This window comes from Qipengyuania pelagi (assembly GCF_009827295.1).
Classification (GTDB): domain Bacteria; phylum Pseudomonadota; class Alphaproteobacteria; order Sphingomonadales; family Sphingomonadaceae; genus Qipengyuania; species Qipengyuania pelagi.
The window spans coordinates 251,354-266,750 of the sequence record NZ_WTYD01000002.1 but is presented as its reverse complement, the minus strand read 5'-3'; the positions used below and the strand labels follow the sequence as shown (position 1 = coordinate 266,750).

The 15,397-nt window shown below is 66.3% G+C and carries 14 protein-coding genes; 10 read left to right on the top strand and 4 right to left on the bottom strand.

Annotation, left to right across the window (positions count from 1 at the left end):
• Nucleotides 1-100: 100 nt before the first annotated feature.
• On the bottom strand, nucleotides 101-2,488 hold the full coding sequence (gene clpA / locus GRI47_RS12065; protein WP_160661628.1) for an ATP-dependent Clp protease ATP-binding subunit ClpA: 2,388 nt from the start codon (nucleotides 2,486-2,488) through the stop codon (nucleotides 101-103).
• 135 nt (nucleotides 2,489-2,623) lie between these two features.
• Nucleotides 2,624-2,824, bottom strand: a complete 201-nt coding sequence (locus GRI47_RS12060; protein WP_160661627.1) for a DUF1192 family protein — start codon at nucleotides 2,822-2,824, stop codon at nucleotides 2,624-2,626.
• Nucleotides 2,825-2,944: 120 nt separating this feature from the next.
• On the opposite strand from GRI47_RS12060, the gene GRI47_RS12055 reads away from it, so the two are divergent.
• The 5 genes from GRI47_RS12055 (at nucleotide 2,945) to GRI47_RS12035 (ending at nucleotide 8,796) form a co-directional block, all read left to right on the top strand.
• Nucleotides 2,945-3,931 (top strand): NAD(P)H-quinone oxidoreductase, encoded by a 987-nt coding sequence (locus GRI47_RS12055; protein ID WP_237452784.1) that lies wholly within the window; start codon nucleotides 2,945-2,947, stop codon nucleotides 3,929-3,931.
• 117 nt (nucleotides 3,932-4,048) lie between these two features.
• Nucleotides 4,049-4,993, top strand: coding sequence for a UDP-2,3-diacylglucosamine diphosphatase (locus tag GRI47_RS12050; protein ID WP_160661863.1), 945 nt, complete (start codon nucleotides 4,049-4,051; stop codon nucleotides 4,991-4,993).
• A gap of 131 nt (nucleotides 4,994-5,124) precedes the next feature.
• A complete protein-coding gene (locus tag GRI47_RS12045) occupies nucleotides 5,125-6,117 on the top strand; it encodes a glycosyltransferase family 4 protein (protein WP_160661862.1) in 993 nt (330 codons plus the stop codon).
• A gap of 130 nt (nucleotides 6,118-6,247) precedes the next feature.
• Nucleotides 6,248-6,970, top strand: a complete 723-nt coding sequence (locus GRI47_RS12040) for a DUF1013 domain-containing protein (RefSeq protein WP_160661625.1) — start codon at nucleotides 6,248-6,250, stop codon at nucleotides 6,968-6,970.
• Nucleotides 6,971-7,083: 113 nt separating this feature from the next.
• Nucleotides 7,084-8,796, top strand: coding sequence for a long-chain-fatty-acid--CoA ligase (locus GRI47_RS12035; RefSeq protein WP_160661624.1), 1,713 nt, complete (start codon nucleotides 7,084-7,086; stop codon nucleotides 8,794-8,796).
• Between the two features lie 50 nt (nucleotides 8,797-8,846).
• Here the strand turns inward: GRI47_RS12035 and GRI47_RS12030 are convergent, their stop codons facing one another.
• Together GRI47_RS12030 and GRI47_RS12025 are read right to left on the bottom strand one after the other, a co-directional pair.
• The gene (locus GRI47_RS12030; protein WP_160661623.1) at nucleotides 8,847-9,233 is read right to left on the bottom strand and encodes a bactofilin family protein; all 387 of its coding nucleotides are present in this window, start codon (nucleotides 9,231-9,233) and stop codon (nucleotides 8,847-8,849) included.
• A 10-nt stretch (nucleotides 9,234-9,243) separates the two neighbouring features.
• The gene (locus tag GRI47_RS12025; RefSeq protein ID WP_337190692.1) at nucleotides 9,244-10,380 is read right to left on the bottom strand and encodes a M23 family metallopeptidase; all 1,137 of its coding nucleotides are present in this window, start codon (nucleotides 10,378-10,380) and stop codon (nucleotides 9,244-9,246) included.
• A gap of 272 nt (nucleotides 10,381-10,652) precedes the next feature.
• Here GRI47_RS12025 and GRI47_RS12020 point away from each other — a divergent pair, with 272 nt between their 5' ends.
• The 5 genes from GRI47_RS12020 (at nucleotide 10,653) to GRI47_RS12000 (ending at nucleotide 15,393) form a co-directional block, all read left to right on the top strand.
• Complete coding sequence (locus tag GRI47_RS12020) at nucleotides 10,653-11,381, top strand: nicotinate-nucleotide adenylyltransferase (protein ID WP_160661622.1); 729 nt, start codon at nucleotides 10,653-10,655, stop codon at nucleotides 11,379-11,381.
• Nucleotides 11,382-11,490: 109 nt separating this feature from the next.
• Complete coding sequence (rsfS, locus tag GRI47_RS12015) at nucleotides 11,491-11,859, top strand: ribosome silencing factor (protein WP_160661621.1); 369 nt, start codon at nucleotides 11,491-11,493, stop codon at nucleotides 11,857-11,859.
• A 368-nt stretch (nucleotides 11,860-12,227) separates the two neighbouring features.
• Complete coding sequence (locus tag GRI47_RS12010; protein WP_160661620.1) at nucleotides 12,228-12,647, top strand: 23S rRNA (pseudouridine(1915)-N(3))-methyltransferase RlmH; 420 nt, start codon at nucleotides 12,228-12,230, stop codon at nucleotides 12,645-12,647.
• A gap of 19 nt (nucleotides 12,648-12,666) precedes the next feature.
• Nucleotides 12,667-13,914, top strand: coding sequence for a murein hydrolase activator EnvC family protein (locus tag GRI47_RS12005; protein WP_160661619.1), 1,248 nt, complete (start codon nucleotides 12,667-12,669; stop codon nucleotides 13,912-13,914).
• Nucleotides 13,915-14,031: 117 nt separating this feature from the next.
• The gene (locus GRI47_RS12000; protein WP_160661618.1) at nucleotides 14,032-15,393 is read left to right on the top strand and encodes a S41 family peptidase; all 1,362 of its coding nucleotides are present in this window, start codon (nucleotides 14,032-14,034) and stop codon (nucleotides 15,391-15,393) included.
• Nucleotides 15,394-15,397: the final 4 nt, after the last annotated feature.

The window sequence follows — 15,397 nt, the reverse complement described above, 5'->3', positions numbered from 1 at the left end:
CGGACGGCCCGGCAAACCCGTTCAAATGCAAACGGGGGCCGACAAACGCCGACCCCCGCTTTGTCCCGTCATGCGAGCGGTTTGCCGGTCGCTGTGGCGATCAGGCTTCGCTGTCTCCGCTCTCATTGGCATCTGCGGCAGGTTTGGCCGACGCACCCTTTTTCTTCTTCGCGGCGGGTTTCTTCGCCGCCACTTTCTTCGCCTTGGGCGGAGCGGGCGTCAGCTCGAAACTGGGCTTGCCGTCCTTGATCGTGACCTGGACCTCGCCCCCATCGGCGAGCTTGCCGAACAGCAATTCCTCGGCCAGCGGCTGCTTGATCTTGTCCTGGATCAAGCGGCCCATCGGGCGCGCGCCATAGAGGCGGTCATAGCCCTTGTCGGCCAGCCAGTCGCGCGAATCCTTGTCGAACTGGATATCGACATTCTGTTCGGACAATTGCAATTCGAGCTGGAGGATGAACTTGTCGACCACGCGGCCCACCGTGTCCTTGCCGAGATAGGCGAAGGGCACGATCGCATCGAGGCGGTTGCGGAATTCGGGCGTGAACATCCGCTTCACCGCTTCCTCGCTCGCATCCTCCTTCGAAACGTCGCCGAAGCCAATCCCGCTGCGCGCCATGTCGGCGGCGCCCGCATTGGTCGTCATGATCAGTACGACATTGCGGAAATCGACCGTCTTGCCGTGATGATCGGTCAGGCGGCCATTATCCATCACCTGCAACAGGATGTTGAAGAGGTCCGGGTGCGCCTTCTCGATCTCGTCCAGCAGCAGGACGCAATGCGGGTTCTGATCGACCGCGTCGGTCAGCAATCCGCCCTGGTCGTAGCCGACATAGCCCGGAGGCGCGCCGATCAGGCGCGACACGCTGTGCCGCTCCATATATTCGGACATATCGAACCGCTTCAGCTCGATGCCCATGATCGAGGCGAGCTGGCGCGCGACCTCGGTCTTGCCGACGCCGGTGGGGCCGGAAAACAGGAACGAGCCGATCGGCTTGTCGGGATCGCGAAGCCCTGCGCGGCTCAACTTCATCGCGGTCGACAGGCGATGCACCGCCGAATCCTGCCCGAACACGACATGCTTCAGATCGCGTTCGAGATTTTCGAGCGCCTTCTTGTCGTCCTTCGAAACCGATTTCGGGGGGATGCGCGCCATCGTCGCGATCACCGCCTCGATCTCGCGGCTGGTGATCTTCTTCTTGCGACGGCTGGGCGGCACGAGCATCTGCATCGCGCCGACCTCGTCGATCACGTCGATCGCCTTGTCGGGCAATTTGCGGTCGTTGATGTAGCGCGCGCTCAGTTCCACCGCCGTCTTCAGCGCGTCGGCGGTGTAGGTCACCTTGTGGTGATCCTGGAACGCGGTCTTGAGGCCCTTCAGGATCTTGATCGTATCCTCGACCGTGGGCTCGTTCACGTCGATCTTCTGGAACCGGCGCAGCAGGGCGCGGTCCTTTTCGAAGTGGTTGCGGAATTCCTTGTAGGTGGTCGAGCCGATGCAGCGGATCGCGCCGCTCGACAGAGCTGGCTTCAAGAGGTTCGACGCATCCATCGCCCCGCCGCTGGTCGCGCCCGCGCCGATCACGGTGTGGATCTCGTCGATGAACAGGATCGCGTGCGGCATCCCTTCGAGTTCGGTAACGACCTGCTTCAAGCGTTCCTCGAAATCGCCGCGATAGCGCGTTCCGGCGAGCAGCGCGCCCATGTCGAGCGAATAGATCACGGCCTCGGACAGCACCTCGGGCACTTCGCCTTCCACGATCTTGCGCGCCAGCCCTTCCGCGATCGCGGTCTTGCCGACGCCGGGATCGCCGACATAGAGCGGGTTGTTCTTGCTGCGGCGGCACAGGATCTGGATCGTCCGGTCGACCTCCGGCCCGCGACCGATCAAGGGATCGACCTTGCCGCTTTCCGCCTTCTTGTTGAGATCGACGGTGAACTGGTCGAGCGCGGTTTCCTTCTTGGCGTCCTTGCCCTTCTCGGCCTCCGCCTCGGGTGCGGCGTCTTCCGCGCTGCCCTGCGGCGTGCGGACCTCGCCCGGGCGCCCGCCCTTGCCGATGCCGTGGCTGATGAAGCTGACCGCATCCAGCCGGCTCATATCCTGTTGCTGGAGGAAATAGACGGCGTAGCTGTCGCGTTCGGAAAACAGCGCGACCAGCACGTTCGCGCCGGTCACCGTGTCCTTGCCCGAAGACTGGACGTGCAGGATCGCGCGCTGGACCACGCGCTGGAATCCGGCGGTCGGCTGGGGATCGGCATCGTCGTCGTCGCTGCGCAGCGACTGGTATTCCTGTTCGAGATATTGCCGCACCACCGCGGTCAGTTCGGACAGGTCGACTCCGCAGGCATTCATGACCTGCGCCGCGTCCTCGTCGTCGATCAGCGCCAGCAGCAGATGTTCGAGCGTGGCGTATTCGTGCCGCCGCTCGGACGCATCGGCCAGAGCCTGGTGAAGGGTCTTTTCGAGGTTTTGGGCGAAACTGGGCATTCAGGGGTCTTTCGCTGGGTTTTCCGCCGGAAAAGGCGGGAAGGACAGTCTACACGGCGCGGATGAGCCGCGGCTGTATCGTCGATGGAATATGGGAAGCATTGCGGCGATTGTGAGGCCCCGCATCGCTCCCGCTCAATCCTTTTTGCCGAACAGCGCGTCGGCGGCGGCGCGATGCGCCTCGGCATGGGCGCTGTGGCGGCGCACGCGGGCGATCTCGGCTTCGAGGAGTGCGATCCGCTCGGCCAGCTCGCCCTGCGAATAGGGCGCGAGGTCCTCCTTCGCCAGCAAAGAGGCGGCGTCGCCTGCGCGTCGGGGCCGGTCGTCTTCGTCCATCGGTCCCCATTCTCGCAAGCAAGGCCGGTTGCTGTCAAACGAATCGCGCGATAGACGAAGGCGCCGGGGCGAGAAGTTGCAGAAATGGGGATAGCGATGGTTGCGAGCCTACCCGAACGGATGACCGCCATCGGGTTCGACGAACCCGGCGGTCCCGATGTGCTGGTGGCGAAGGACTGTCCGGTGCCCGAACCCGGCGCCAACCAAGTGCTGATCAAGGTCAGCCATGCAGGCGTCAACCGGCCGGACGTGATCCAGCGCCAGGGCCTCTATCCGCCCCCTCCGGGTGCTTCGCCTCTGCCCGGTCTGGAAGTGTCGGGCACGGTGGTCGCGATCGGAGAAGGCGCGCCGCCCGAAATGCTGAACCAGCCGGTCTGCGCCCTGGTTTCGGGCGGGGGCTATGCCGAATACTGCCTCGCCCATTCGGGCCATTGCCTGCACGTGCCCGATCGGATGCCGATGGACGAGGCGGCGGCGATCCCCGAAACGCTGTTCACCGTGTGGCACAATGTCTTCGAACGCGGCTGGGCGCGCGATGGCGAGACTCTGCTGGTCCATGGCGGGACCAGCGGGATCGGCACGATGGCGATCATGCTGGCCAAGGAATTCGGCCTCACCGTGTTGACGACCGCAGGCAGCGACGAAAAATGCGCCGAAGCGCGCGAGATCGGCGCCGATCTCGCGATCAATTACAAGACGCAGGATTTCGTCGAGGCGGTGCGCAAGGCCACCGAAGGGCGCGGCGCGGACGTGATCCTCGACATGGTGTCGGGCGATTACGTGCAGCGTAATCTCGATTGCCTGGCCGAAGACGGGCGGCACGTCACCATCGCGGTGCTCGGCGGGATCAAGGCCGAGATCAACATGGCCAAACTGATGAGCCGCCGCCAGACGATGACCGGATCGACGCTCCGCCCGCGTTCGGACGAATTCAAGGCTCTTCTGGCCGACGAGATCCACAACCATGCCTGGCCGCTGTTCGAGGACGGCACCATCCGTCCGATCATGGACGAGACCTTCCCGCTCGCCCGCGCGGCGGATGCGCACCGGCGGATGGAGGCGGGCGATCATATCGGCAAGATCGTGCTGAAGGTCGCGGCGGACTGACGCCAGATCGACGCCCAAATGAAGCAATGTCCCGGTTCGGTCACGTGACTGCGGTTCGCCTGTAACATTGCCGCGCTAGGCTTGCTCCCGAATGGTGGGAGACACGCCGTGACCGAACTGCCCAAGAAAGACCTGCCTGGGGACATCGAAAAATTCGCCGCTCTGGGGGCGAATATCGCCAGCTTTCCGGCGATACAGCCCGCCGTGCCCGAACGCGTGATCGGCGAAAGGCGCAAATTCCGCACGATCTGGATCAGCGACGTCCATCTCGGCACCAAGGGGTGCAATGCGAACCTGCTGATCGACTTCCTCGACCATACCGACAGCGAGACGATGTATCTGGTCGGCGACATCATCGACGGGTGGCGGCTGAAGAAGAAGGTCTATTGGCCCGCCTCGCACAACGACATCGTCTGGCGCATCCTCAAGCGTGCCAAGCGCGGTACGCGGATCGTCTATATCCCCGGCAATCACGATGAGATGGTGCGCCCCTTCGCGGGCATGAATTTCGGTGGTGTGGAGATCGCGCGCGCCGCCTTCCATGACACGGCGGACGGGCGGCGCCTGATGGTGCTGCATGGCGACGAATTCGACACGATCATGCTCGCCCATCGCTGGCTCGCCTTCTTCGGCGACGCGCTCTATCACGCGGCGATGGGTCTGAACCTGTGGGTCAACGCGATCCGCCGCCGCTTCGGCCTGCCCTATTGGTCCTTGTCGAAAGCGGCCAAGCACAAGGTCAAGAACGCGGTCGAATTCATCTCCAAATACGAGGAGGTGGTGGCACGGGCGGCGGGCGAGCGCGGCGTGGACGGCGTGGTCTGCGGCCATATCCACACCGCCGACATGCGCGATTTCCAGCACGAGGGCGAGACCGTCCAGTATTACAACGACGGCGACTGGGTCGAAGGGTGCAACGCGCTGGTCGAACATTTCGACGGGCGGATGGAAATCCTCCACTGGGCCGAAGAGGTGGCGCAGCGCGATGCGGCCCCGGTGCCGGAATCGGCGTCGGAATCTGCGTCAGTGGAGGAATCTGCCGCATCGCGGGAAGCGGCGTGAACGCACCCACGCGCCTGTGGGTGGAGGGCAGGACGAATATCGAACCGACCGCTTCGGCCGCCTTTCCATCACACGCGTCTTCCCATGGTCCGCGCCGCATCGCGATCGTCACCGATGCGTGGCTGCCGCAGATGAACGGCGTGGTCCGAACGCTGACCACGACCTGCGACGTGTTGCGCGCGCAGGGCCACGAAATCCTGACGATCTCGCCCGACCAGTTCGCGAGCTTCCCCTGCCCGACCTATCCCGAAATCCGCCTCGCCCTCGCCGCGCCCGGTGCGGTCGCGCAGAGCCTGCGCGCCTTCGCGCCCGATGCCATCCACATCGCCACCGAAGGGCCCCTGGGGCTCGCCGCGCGGCGCTATTGCGTGGACAGTGGCACGCGCTTCACCACGGCCTATCACACCCAGTTCCCCGATTACGTGGCGCAGCGCACGCGCCTGCCCGCCGCATGGTTCTGGCGGTATATCCGGTGGTTTCATGCCCCCGCCCAGCGCATCCTGGTCGCGACCGAAAGCATAGCGGACGAGCTGCGTGCCCACGGGCTCGACCAATTGCACGGCTGGAGCCGCGGCGTCGATCTCGCCTGCTTCACTCCCGATGCGCCGCCCCCGCCGGAATTCGCCGCGCTGGAAGGGCCGATCCAGCTCTATGTCGGGCGAGTCGCGCCGGAGAAGAATCTCGAAGCCTTTCTCGCCGGCACCTATCCGGGGAGCAAGGTGGTGGTAGGAGACGGGCCCGCCCTCGAAACCCTGCGCGCCCGTTACCCGCACGCGCATTTCCTCGGGCGGCGTAGCGGACGCGCGCTGGCGGGATGCTATGCCGGAGCGGATGTCTTCGTCTTCCCCAGCCGGACCGACACGTTCGGCCTGGTCATGATCGAAGCGCTCGCCTGCGGCACGCCGGTCGCGGCCTTCCCCGTCCCCGGCCCGCGCGACATCGTGACCGACGCGGTCGGCGCGCTGGCCGACAATCTCGACCGGGCCATCTCCGCCGCGCTGTTCTGCGACCGCAGGGATTGCGCGCGCTACGGGGCGAGCTTCAGCTGGGAGGCGGCGACCGCGCAATTCCTCGCCGGGCTGGCGCCGCTCGACCAGTCGGCCGATCAATCGGCGACGGCCTGAACCCCGCTTCCGCTCCCCCGGAGCACGCCGCGCTTGCGGACGGGGACGGTTCGGCCTACATGATAGGGGCAGTGGCCGCTCCGCAAGGGGCGGCCCTTCCTATTTCAGGTCATCAGAAAAGGCGCCGAAAATGGCCGACCAACCCAAGCCCCTCATGCCGCATGCGACCGCCACCTGGCTGGTCGACAACACCGGCCTCAGCTTCGAACAGATCGCGGAATTCTGCGGCCTGCACATCCTCGAAGTCCAGGCCATGGCGGACGATCTGGCAGGCGCGAAATACACCGGGCGCGATCCGGTCCATGCCGGCGAATTGACGCAGGGTGAGATCGAGAAGGGCCAGGCGGACAGCAGCTATGCGCTCAAGATGCAGCGCGCGCCCGTCGCGGTCAGCCGCACCAAGGGCCCGCGCTACACGCCCGTGTCGAAGCGGCAGGACAAGCCTGACGGCATCGCCTGGCTGCTGCGCAACCACCCGGAGATTTCGGACGCGCAGATCGGCAAGCTGATCGGGACGACCCGCACCACGATCGGCGCGATTCGCGATCGCACGCACTGGAACATCCAGAACATCCAGCCCAAGGATCCGGTGACGCTGGGCCTGTGTTCGCAACGCGAATTGGACGCGGTCGTCGCCAAGGCGGCCAAGAAGGTCGCGAGCGAGGAAGGGGACGAGGCCGAGACCGTCGCGCCCGCCTCCACCGAAGGCACCAGTGATCGCGAGCGCCTGATCGAGGAATTGCGTGCCGAACGCGCCGAGGAACAGAAGGCAGCCGCCGAAGCCGCGCAGGAAGCGGAAGCCGCCGCCTGGCTCGAAAACAAGCGCGCGAGCGAGGCCGAAGGCGAGGGCTGACGCCTTCGTTCTGAAGATCGATGAGGGGCGGAAAGGCGGGGGCGCTTTTCCGCCCTTTTCGTTTGCCACCTTTTTCCTTGTCAGCGAGCGTCGGAATGCGCCATGCTACTGACATGTCTGTCAATAAGCGCTACCCGCTCCCCTCCGCCGATTACGGCCACGCGCATCCCTGGAACAGCGCGATCCATGCCGAGCCTTTGCCTGCGATCTTCGAGCGGCAGGCGCAGGCGATCCCGAACGCGGTTCTTGCCGAATTCATGGGCCGCGATTTCACTTATCGCGAACTCTATGCCGAGGCGCGCCGCTTCGCCGCCGGGCTGATCGAACGCGGGATCGCGCCGAAGGATCGCGTCGGCCTGTTTCTGCCGAATGTGCCCGCCTATGTCGCCGCCTATTACGGGGCGATGATGGCGGGCGCGGTGGTGGTCAATTTCTCGCCGCTCTACACGGCGGAGGAACTGGCCGCGCAGGTTGAGGATTCGGGCACGCGCCTCTTGGTAACGCTTGATTCGCCGATGCTGCTGCCGACCGCAGTGGAGGTGCTGGACCGCTCCTCGCTGGAAACCTTGGTCGTCACCCGGCTGGCCGATGCGCTCCCGAAATTGAAAAGCCTGGCGCTGCGCACGCTCGGCCGCAAGCAGATCGCCTCGGTGCCCTCGCGGCCCGATGTCAGCCTTTGGAGCGATGTTCTTCTCGAGTGGAATTGGGCGATTTGGCTGGATGGCAAAGAGCCAGACTTGCCCGATCTCTCCGCCGACGATCTCGCTCTGCTGCAATATACCGGGGGTACGACCGGCACGCCCAAGGGCGCGATGCTGAGCCACGCCAATCTCGCCAGCAACGCGATCCAGGTCGACATGATCGACCCGTTCGATCCAAACGAGCCGGACAGCGTGCTGGGCGCCCTGCCGCTGTTCCACGTCTTCGCCAACACCTGCGTGCTGAACCGTACGGTGGTGAAGGGCGGGCGGATCGTGATGCTGCCGCGCTTCGATGCGGGGCAGGTGCTGAAGACGATCACCAACAGCCGCCCGCGCGCCTTTCCGGGTGTGCCGACGATGTTCCAGGCGCTGCTCGACCACCCCGATTTCGCGAAGACCGATTTCTCCTCGCTCCGCATCTGTATTTCGGGCGGCGCGCCGTTGCCCGCACCGGTGCGCGAGAAGTTCGAGAAGGGGACCGGCGTGCGGCTGGTCGAAGGATACGGCCTCACCGAAAGCGCGGGCGTCGTCTCGACCAATCCCTATGAAGGGATGCGCAAGCCCGGCACGATCGGCCAGCCGATTCCGGCGACGCAGATCCTGCTGCTCGACAAGGAAGACCCGACCCGCCTCGCGCCCGATGGCGAGCCGGGCGAACTGGCCGTGCGCGGCCCGCAGGTGATGTGCGGGTACTGGAACAAGCCCGAGACCCAGGCCGACGCCTTCGCGCGCTTCAACGGCGAAGATTGGCTGCGGACCGGCGATGTCGCCACGATCGACGAAGAGGGTTTCCTCGCCATCGTCGACCGGATCAAGGACATGATCGCGGTGGGCGGCTTCAAGGTCTTCCCGAGCCAGGTCGAGCACGTGCTGTTGCAGCATCCCGCGATCAAGGAAGTGCTCGTGATCGGCGTTCCCGACGAGTATCGCGGCGAAGTGCCCGCAGCCTATGCAGTGCTCAACGAAGGCGAAAGCGCGACGGGCGAGGAGCTCGCCGCCTGGCTCAACGGCCGTATCGGCAAGCACGAGCGTGTCAGCCGCGTGGTGCTGCGCGACGATCTGCCCAAGACGATGATCGGCAAACTCGACCGCAAGGCGCTGCGCGCCGAGGTTCTGCCCGGCTGACGTGGCGCTGACGTAACGAGGGGAGGCCCGCTCCCCTCGCCGAAATCATCTCAGTTGGCGACCGCCAGCTTCGGCTCTTCGGTCTTGGCAGGCTTGGCGGGTTTTGCCTCACCGCGCGGAGCGAAGCGCCCCTGGACCTGCGCGCCCTGTTCGATCGTCAGCGCATCGTAATGCACGTCGCCGTCGATGCGGGCGGTCTTGAGGATCGTGAGTTCGCGCGCGGTGATCGATCCGGTCACGCGGCCCGCCAGACGCGCGGTTTCCGCCGTGACGCCGCCGTTTATCGTGCTGCCTTCGCCCTGGACCAGCGCGGAACAGGCGATGTCGCCTTCCACATTGCCGTCGACGTGAAGGTCGGCGGAGGCGGTGATGTTGCCGTGCACGGAGATATCGGTGCCGAGCACCGAGAAGGTGGAATTGCCGTTGCGGGGGGTCATGGCTCTCTCGTTATTGCTGCGCGCTCGTAGCGTCGCTGCGGGCTTTTTCGAGAACATCGGGGGCTCTCTCCAGGAAGGTGCGGGGGTTGACGGCGCGCCCGTTCAGGCGAACCTCGAAATGCAGGTGCGATCCGGTGGAACGCCCGGTGCTGCCCATCGACGCGATGCGATCGCCGGCGCCGACTTCGGCACCGCGCTTCACGCCGAAGGCGGACAGGTGGGCGTAGCGGGTGACGAGGCCGTTGCCGTGATCGATCTCGACCACGTTTCCGTATCCCGACTTCACGCCGACGAAGCTGACCCTTCCATTGGCGGCGGCCTGGATCGGCGTGCCGATAGGCCCGGCGAAATCGAGCCCGCTATGCATCGCGCCGCCGCCGGTGAAGGGATCGCGGCGGAAGCCGAAGCCCGAGGACATGCGCACGACCGATGCGGGCATCACCTGGGGCACCGAATCGAGGCTCAGTTCGAGCGCACCCATGCGGGCGAGCGAAAGGCCCAGCCGTTCGAAGCGCGGATCGATCGGACCGCCGCTGGCGCTGGCGAATTTCTCGAGAGGACCACCCATCGCCTCGCGCTCGGCCTGGCGAAGCACGGTGGCGGGGTTGAGGCCGAGTTCGCGCAGCGCCGCTTCGGCGCGCGCCGAGCGGGCTTCGGCGAAGCGGGTCATTCCGTCGACGAAGGCGAGCTGGCGCGCCTCGATCCGGGCGAGGGCCGCGGCTTCGGGGATCGCGGCGCTGACCTTGCCGACCATGGCCTGCGTCTCGGCGGTATCGCTGGCGACCGCCTTGCCGTCCCGAGCGTTCAGGTCGGACACCTTCACGTCTTCCGGCAGGGCTGCGACCATGTCCTCGATAAAGGCCTGGCGGCGTTCGAGATCCTCGGCGACGGTGTCGATATCGTCGCGATAAGTGGCGAGGCGTTCTTCCGAATCGGCGACTTTCGCCGCGCGCGTCATCAGCGCGGCGCGCTCGGCAGACGTCTCGTACTGGCTGTACGCCATCGCGCCGACGCTGCCGGTCAGTCCAATCAGCGCGGCACCGACGAGCGCGGCGGCGCCCATTTGGAGGCGCGAGGAAATCTTGACGAAGCGGACCTGGCCGTCCGAGCGCATGAAGAATTCGCGTTCCGGGAATAGAGCGCGCACGCGCTCCGACCAACCGCGAGCGGTATCGTTTCTGTTCAAAGCGATCCCATCCTGTGTAGTCTTAAGTACGATCCGGCGGCGTCCCTAGCGGGCGATCCGTAAGATTGCGAATCGAGGGCGCCGAAAATGGCCGAATCGACAGGTTCGCGGGACGAAGCGTTTTCGTTCCCGAAAAATTTGCGAAAATTGTGGGAACGAATCGTGATTCCACGCTTTTCGCCGTGTTTTTGCCCGCCACTGACATCGATCGAGGCCGGTGGTAACAGGCCCGGATGCTTCCCAACGCTTCTCCCAGCACCGATCGCCCGCGCAAGGCTCTACCCCGGATCGGCCTGTTGGGCGGCAGCTTCAACCCGGGCCATGGCGGCCATCGCCGCATCTCCCTGTTCGCGGCGCACGCCTTGGGGCTCGACGAGGTGTGGTGGCTGGTGTCGCCCGGCAATCCGCTGAAACCGAAAGAGGGGATGGCGCCGCTCGCCGCGCGCTACGCCTCGGCGGTGCGGCAGGCGCGCCGCGCACCGATCCGCCCCACCGCGATCGAGCGGGAGCTGGGGACGCGCTATACTGTCGATACCCTGGCTAGGCTGGTGCGCCGCTATCCCAAACGCGAATTCGTGTGGCTGATGGGGTCGGACAATCTGGCCCAGTTCCACCGCTGGCGTGACTGGCGCCGCATCGCGCGGACGATGCCGATTGCGGTGATCGCGCGTCCGGGCTATGATGGCGCTGCCTTCGCGAGCCCCGCGATGGCCTGGCTGCGGCGTTATCGCATACCCGCCGCCGGTTTCGCGAACAGGTCCCGATGGAGCGCTCCGGCACTGGTGATCCTGCGTTTCGACCCTGACCATCGTTCGGCGACGGCCCTTCGCCGCGCCGATCCCGATTGGGCGGCGCGCGACGCTGGGGCCGCCGGATACGCCGGATATGGGCAGATGCGCGATCGTCTGACCCATCGTCCGATTCCCGCAGACATCGCTCGCGGGAAGGCCGCGCACCCGTGACGCGCCCGTTTCAATTTTCCGCAATCTCCCATTTCGAGGAATACGACATCCCTTCATGCCGCAAGTCCAACCCCCTTCCGCGACCGACGCAAGCGCCCAGGCCCTTGCGATGAGCGGCCCTGAATCCACCGACAAGAGCGCGCTGCTCGATCTCGTCCTCTCGCATCTCGACGACGATCAGGCGCAGGATGTCGTCACCATCGACCTCGAAGGCAAAAGCTCGATCGCCGATTACATGGTGATCGCCTCGGGCCGCTCGACGCGCCAGGTCGCCGCGATCGCCACCAAGCTGGCGGAAAAGGTCAAGCAGGCGGGTTTTGGCCCGGTGAAGCTGGAAGGCCTGCCCGCCGCCGACTGGGTTCTGCTCGATGCGGGCGACGTGGTGGTGCACCTGTTCCGCCCCGAAGTGCGCAGCTTCTACAATCTCGAACGCATGTGGGCCTTCGGCGACGCGCCGCCCGTTGCCGGGCGGGCGTAGTTTGCCTTTCGCTCGCGCCTCCGCGCGAGCGTCCTCGGTGCTATTCCCTTCGCTTCGCTTCGGGGCACCTGCGGGGCGGCCGCTTGGCCTTGCGGCCCGCTGGTCGCGGACCGATCCCGTCAAAACATCTTGGCTTGGTCGCGGAGCTCGGACCCGCCAGGGCCCGCAAGCGCGACCGCGCGCCCGCACCGCCGTAGGCGCGAGGATTTTGCGCGTCGGATGGCGTGCAGAAAACAAAGCTTTCCTTGGCTTGATCCCGCTTCGCGACTAGCGAAGCGCAAGGGCGACCGCCCGCCCGCAGGCGCCTGGAGCGCAGCGGAGGAACAGCGCCAAGGACGAACCGGCGGAGGCCGGTTCGAAATACAGAAATGCTCCTGCATATCATCGCTCGCGGAAAGATCGCTCGCTCCCCTGAAGCGGAGCTGGTGGCTCGGTATGAGAAGCGGATCACCTGGCCGATCCGAGTAACCGAACTGCCCGAAACGGGCGGCAAGATCCCCGACCCTTTGAGCCCGCATCGTACTGTCCTCCTCGACGAGCGGGGCAAGGACCTCACCTCGCGCGAATTTGCGGGCGTCTTGGAGCGCTGGCGCGACGAAGGCGTGCGCGAGGCGCGTTTCGTTCTGGGCGCGGCGGACGGGCATTCGCGCGAGGAGCGCGAGGAAGCTGACCTGCTTTTCGCGTTCGGGAAGGCGACCTGGCCGCACCTGCTCGCGCGCGCCATGCTGGCTGAGCAATTGTACCGCGCGACCACCATCGTCGCCGGTCACCCCTATCATCGCGACTGAGATTGCGGCATCTGACGTCATGATGCGCCGCTGGCTCACCCTTGCCATCCCTCTCGCCGGTCTTGCCGGGGCGGTCGGCCTCGCCGGTCTGCCTGGCCCTATCACGGCGCAGAGCGGGCTGGACTCCCGCTTCGCCAACGCCCCCGAAGCGCAGCGCGCGCTGGAGCGGGCCGAGCGCCGCGCTGCCCAAGCGCAACAACGCGCCGCCAGTTTCGACGCCCGTGCCGCCAGTGCCAGCCAGGCTTCCGCCAAGGCGCAGGCCGAGGCTGCCGCGCTTGCCGCGCGGGTCCAGCAGGCCGAAGCGCGGATCGGGGTCGCGGAAGCCGAGCTGGCGCTGGTCCAGTCCGAACGGCGCGCGCTCGACCTGCGGCTTGCCGAGCAGCGCGAGCCGATCGTGCGGCTTACCGGCGCGCTTCAGATGCTGGTGCGGCGCCCTCTTTCGCTCAGCGTGCTGGCGCCGGGATCGCTGCGCGACACGGTCTATCTCGGCGCGGTGTTGGACAGCACGGTGCCGCTCGTGCGCGAAGGCACGGCAGAACTGCGCGCCGAACTCGATCGCTCGCTGGCCCTGCAAAACGAGGCGCGAACGGCCCTGGCGGAGCGTCGCCGCGCGGAACGCGGCCTTGCCGAACGGCGCAGCGAACTGATCGCCATGGCGCAGCGCGAACGCCTTGCCGCAAGGCGCGCGCGGGGCGCGGCGGATCGCGAGGAATTGCGTGCGCTGGCGCTGGGCGAACAGGCGCGCGATCTCGACGGGCTGGTCGAGCGGCTGGACGAGATCGGCACGCTGCGCGACCGGCTCGCGGCCCTGCCGGGACCAATCCTGCGGCCAGCCGATCCCGGCGCGCGGTCTTCACCCGCGATCGAGGACGCTCCCTCGCCCACCCCGTCAGCCACCGCGCCGCCATCCGATTATCGCCTGCCGACCGACGGGCGGCTGACTGCCGCCTTTGGATCGGTAAGCGCCGATGGTGCGCGCGCCAGCGGGCTTTCGCTCGTCCCGCGCCCCGGCGCGCAGGTGGTGGCGCCGGGAACGGGCCGCGTGGTCTTCGCAGGGCCGTATCGCGGATTCGGCCGCATCGTCATCATCCAGCACCCGAATGGCTGGACCAGCCTCGTCACCGGGCTGGGCGATCTGGTGACGCGGGTGGGGCAGGACGTGGTCGCGGGATCACCGCTGGGCCTCGCGGATATGGACGACCCCACCGTGACGCTCGAATTGCGGCGCGGCGGCGATCCGGTCAATCCGCTTGATCATATCGGGTGAGCGCCGGGGAGGGGCGAAGCGGGCATCGGCGGTCGCGAACCGCTAATCGTTCCTAATCTGGTATTCAGGCCCGGTGCGCGATAGTATGGCCAGCAAACAGGATTGGACCGCACCCAGATGAAATTCGCCGAACTCGCCCGCAGCGCCGCGCTCGTCACCGCGCTTGCGCTGATTCCCGCCACCACGGCGGGGCTCGCCCAGGTCGAAGGGCGCGCGGGGCCGGAGTTTTCCAAGGTCATCGCGGTCTATCAGCGGATCAAGGCGAGTTATGTCGACGAGGTCGACGACCAGACGCTGATCGACGGCATGATCGACGGGATGCTGACCGCGCTCGACCCGCATTCGGCCTATCTCGACGGGTCCGATCTCCAGCGGCTCGAAACCATGATCGACGGCAATTATTCGGGCCTCGGCCTGTCGGTCATCATGGAGGACGGGGCGGTCAAGATCATCTCGCCCTTCCGCGGCAGCCCGGCGGACAAGGCCGGGATCAAGGCGGGCGATTTCATCACCCACCTCGACGGCAAGCTGATCTATGGCGGCGAGCTGGACGATGCCGTGGCGCAGATGCGCGGGCCTGCCGGCACGGCGATCCGCCTCACCGTCTTCCGTCCGGGCCGCGACCAGCCCTTCGACGTCACCGTGACGCGCGGTGTGATCGAGCTGGAGCCGGTGACGCATGAATTGATGGACGGGAATATCGGCCACATCATGGTCAACGAATTCTCGCGCGATGTCGGCGCCGACGTGCTCGCCTCGTGGGAGGCGTTGCAGCAGGAGGCGAGCGGGCGGTTGAACGGCCTCGTGCTCGACATGCGCTCCAATCCCGGCGGTTCGCTGGACGAGGCGGTGGCGCTGTCCGACCTGTTCCTCGACGATGGCCGCATCGTGTCGCAGCGTGGCCGCGTGCGGGGCGAGAATATCGTCTACAACGCCGAAACCGTGTTCCGCGGCGATATCGCCAAGGGCGTGCCGATCGTGGTCCTGATCGATGCGGGCTCGGCCTCCGCCTCCGAAATCGTGGCGGGCGCCTTGCAGGATCATCGCCGCGCGGTCGTCATGGGCGATCGCAGCTTCGGCAAGGGCAGCGTCCAGTCGCTCCTCCCGCTCGGCAGCGATGCCGCGCTCAAGCTGACGACGGCGCGCTATTACACGCCCTCGGGTCATTCGGTGCAGGAAGGCGGGATCAAGCCGGATATCGCCGTGCCGCAGCTGTCCGATCCCGACCTTGCCGAGCGCTCGCGCTTCATCATGCGCGAATCCGATCTGCGCGGCCATCTGGTCAACGAATTGGGGCTGGAGGATTCCGCGCTCGAAACGGATAAGCGCGACGATCCGCGCTTCAAATTGACCGCCGAGGAGTTGAAGGAGCAGGGGATCGAGGATTTCCAGCTGCATTACGCGGTCGATACGCTGCGCCGGGCGACGCCGAACGCCATGGCGACTGCGGCGCGCCAACCCGCAGCGAAGCGAAATTGAAGCC

Bases quoted from the DNA above. Each gene is read 5' to 3' on its own strand.
- clpA (WP_160661628.1), bottom strand. From the start codon at position 2,488: ATGCCCAGTTTCGCCCAAAACCTCGAAAAGACCCTTCACCAGGCTCTG.
- GRI47_RS12060 (WP_160661627.1), bottom strand. From the start codon at position 2,824: ATGGACGAAGACGACCGGCCCCGACGCGCAGGCGACGCCGCCTCTTTG.
- GRI47_RS12055 (WP_237452784.1), top strand. From the start codon at position 2,945: ATGACCGCCATCGGGTTCGACGAACCCGGCGGTCCCGATGTGCTGGTG.
- GRI47_RS12045 (WP_160661862.1), top strand. From the start codon at position 5,125: ATGAACGGCGTGGTCCGAACGCTGACCACGACCTGCGACGTGTTGCGC.
- GRI47_RS12040 (WP_160661625.1), top strand. From the start codon at position 6,248: ATGGCCGACCAACCCAAGCCCCTCATGCCGCATGCGACCGCCACCTGG.
- GRI47_RS12035 (WP_160661624.1), top strand. From the start codon at position 7,084: ATGTCTGTCAATAAGCGCTACCCGCTCCCCTCCGCCGATTACGGCCAC.
- GRI47_RS12030 (WP_160661623.1), bottom strand. From the start codon at position 9,233: ATGACCCCCCGCAACGGCAATTCCACCTTCTCGGTGCTCGGCACCGAT.
- GRI47_RS12020 (WP_160661622.1), top strand. From the start codon at position 10,653: ATGCTTCCCAACGCTTCTCCCAGCACCGATCGCCCGCGCAAGGCTCTA.
- rsfS (WP_160661621.1), top strand. From the start codon at position 11,491: ATGAGCGGCCCTGAATCCACCGACAAGAGCGCGCTGCTCGATCTCGTC.
- GRI47_RS12010 (WP_160661620.1), top strand. From the start codon at position 12,228: ATGCTCCTGCATATCATCGCTCGCGGAAAGATCGCTCGCTCCCCTGAA.
- GRI47_RS12005 (WP_160661619.1), top strand. From the start codon at position 12,667: ATGATGCGCCGCTGGCTCACCCTTGCCATCCCTCTCGCCGGTCTTGCC.
- GRI47_RS12000 (WP_160661618.1), top strand. From the start codon at position 14,032: ATGAAATTCGCCGAACTCGCCCGCAGCGCCGCGCTCGTCACCGCGCTT.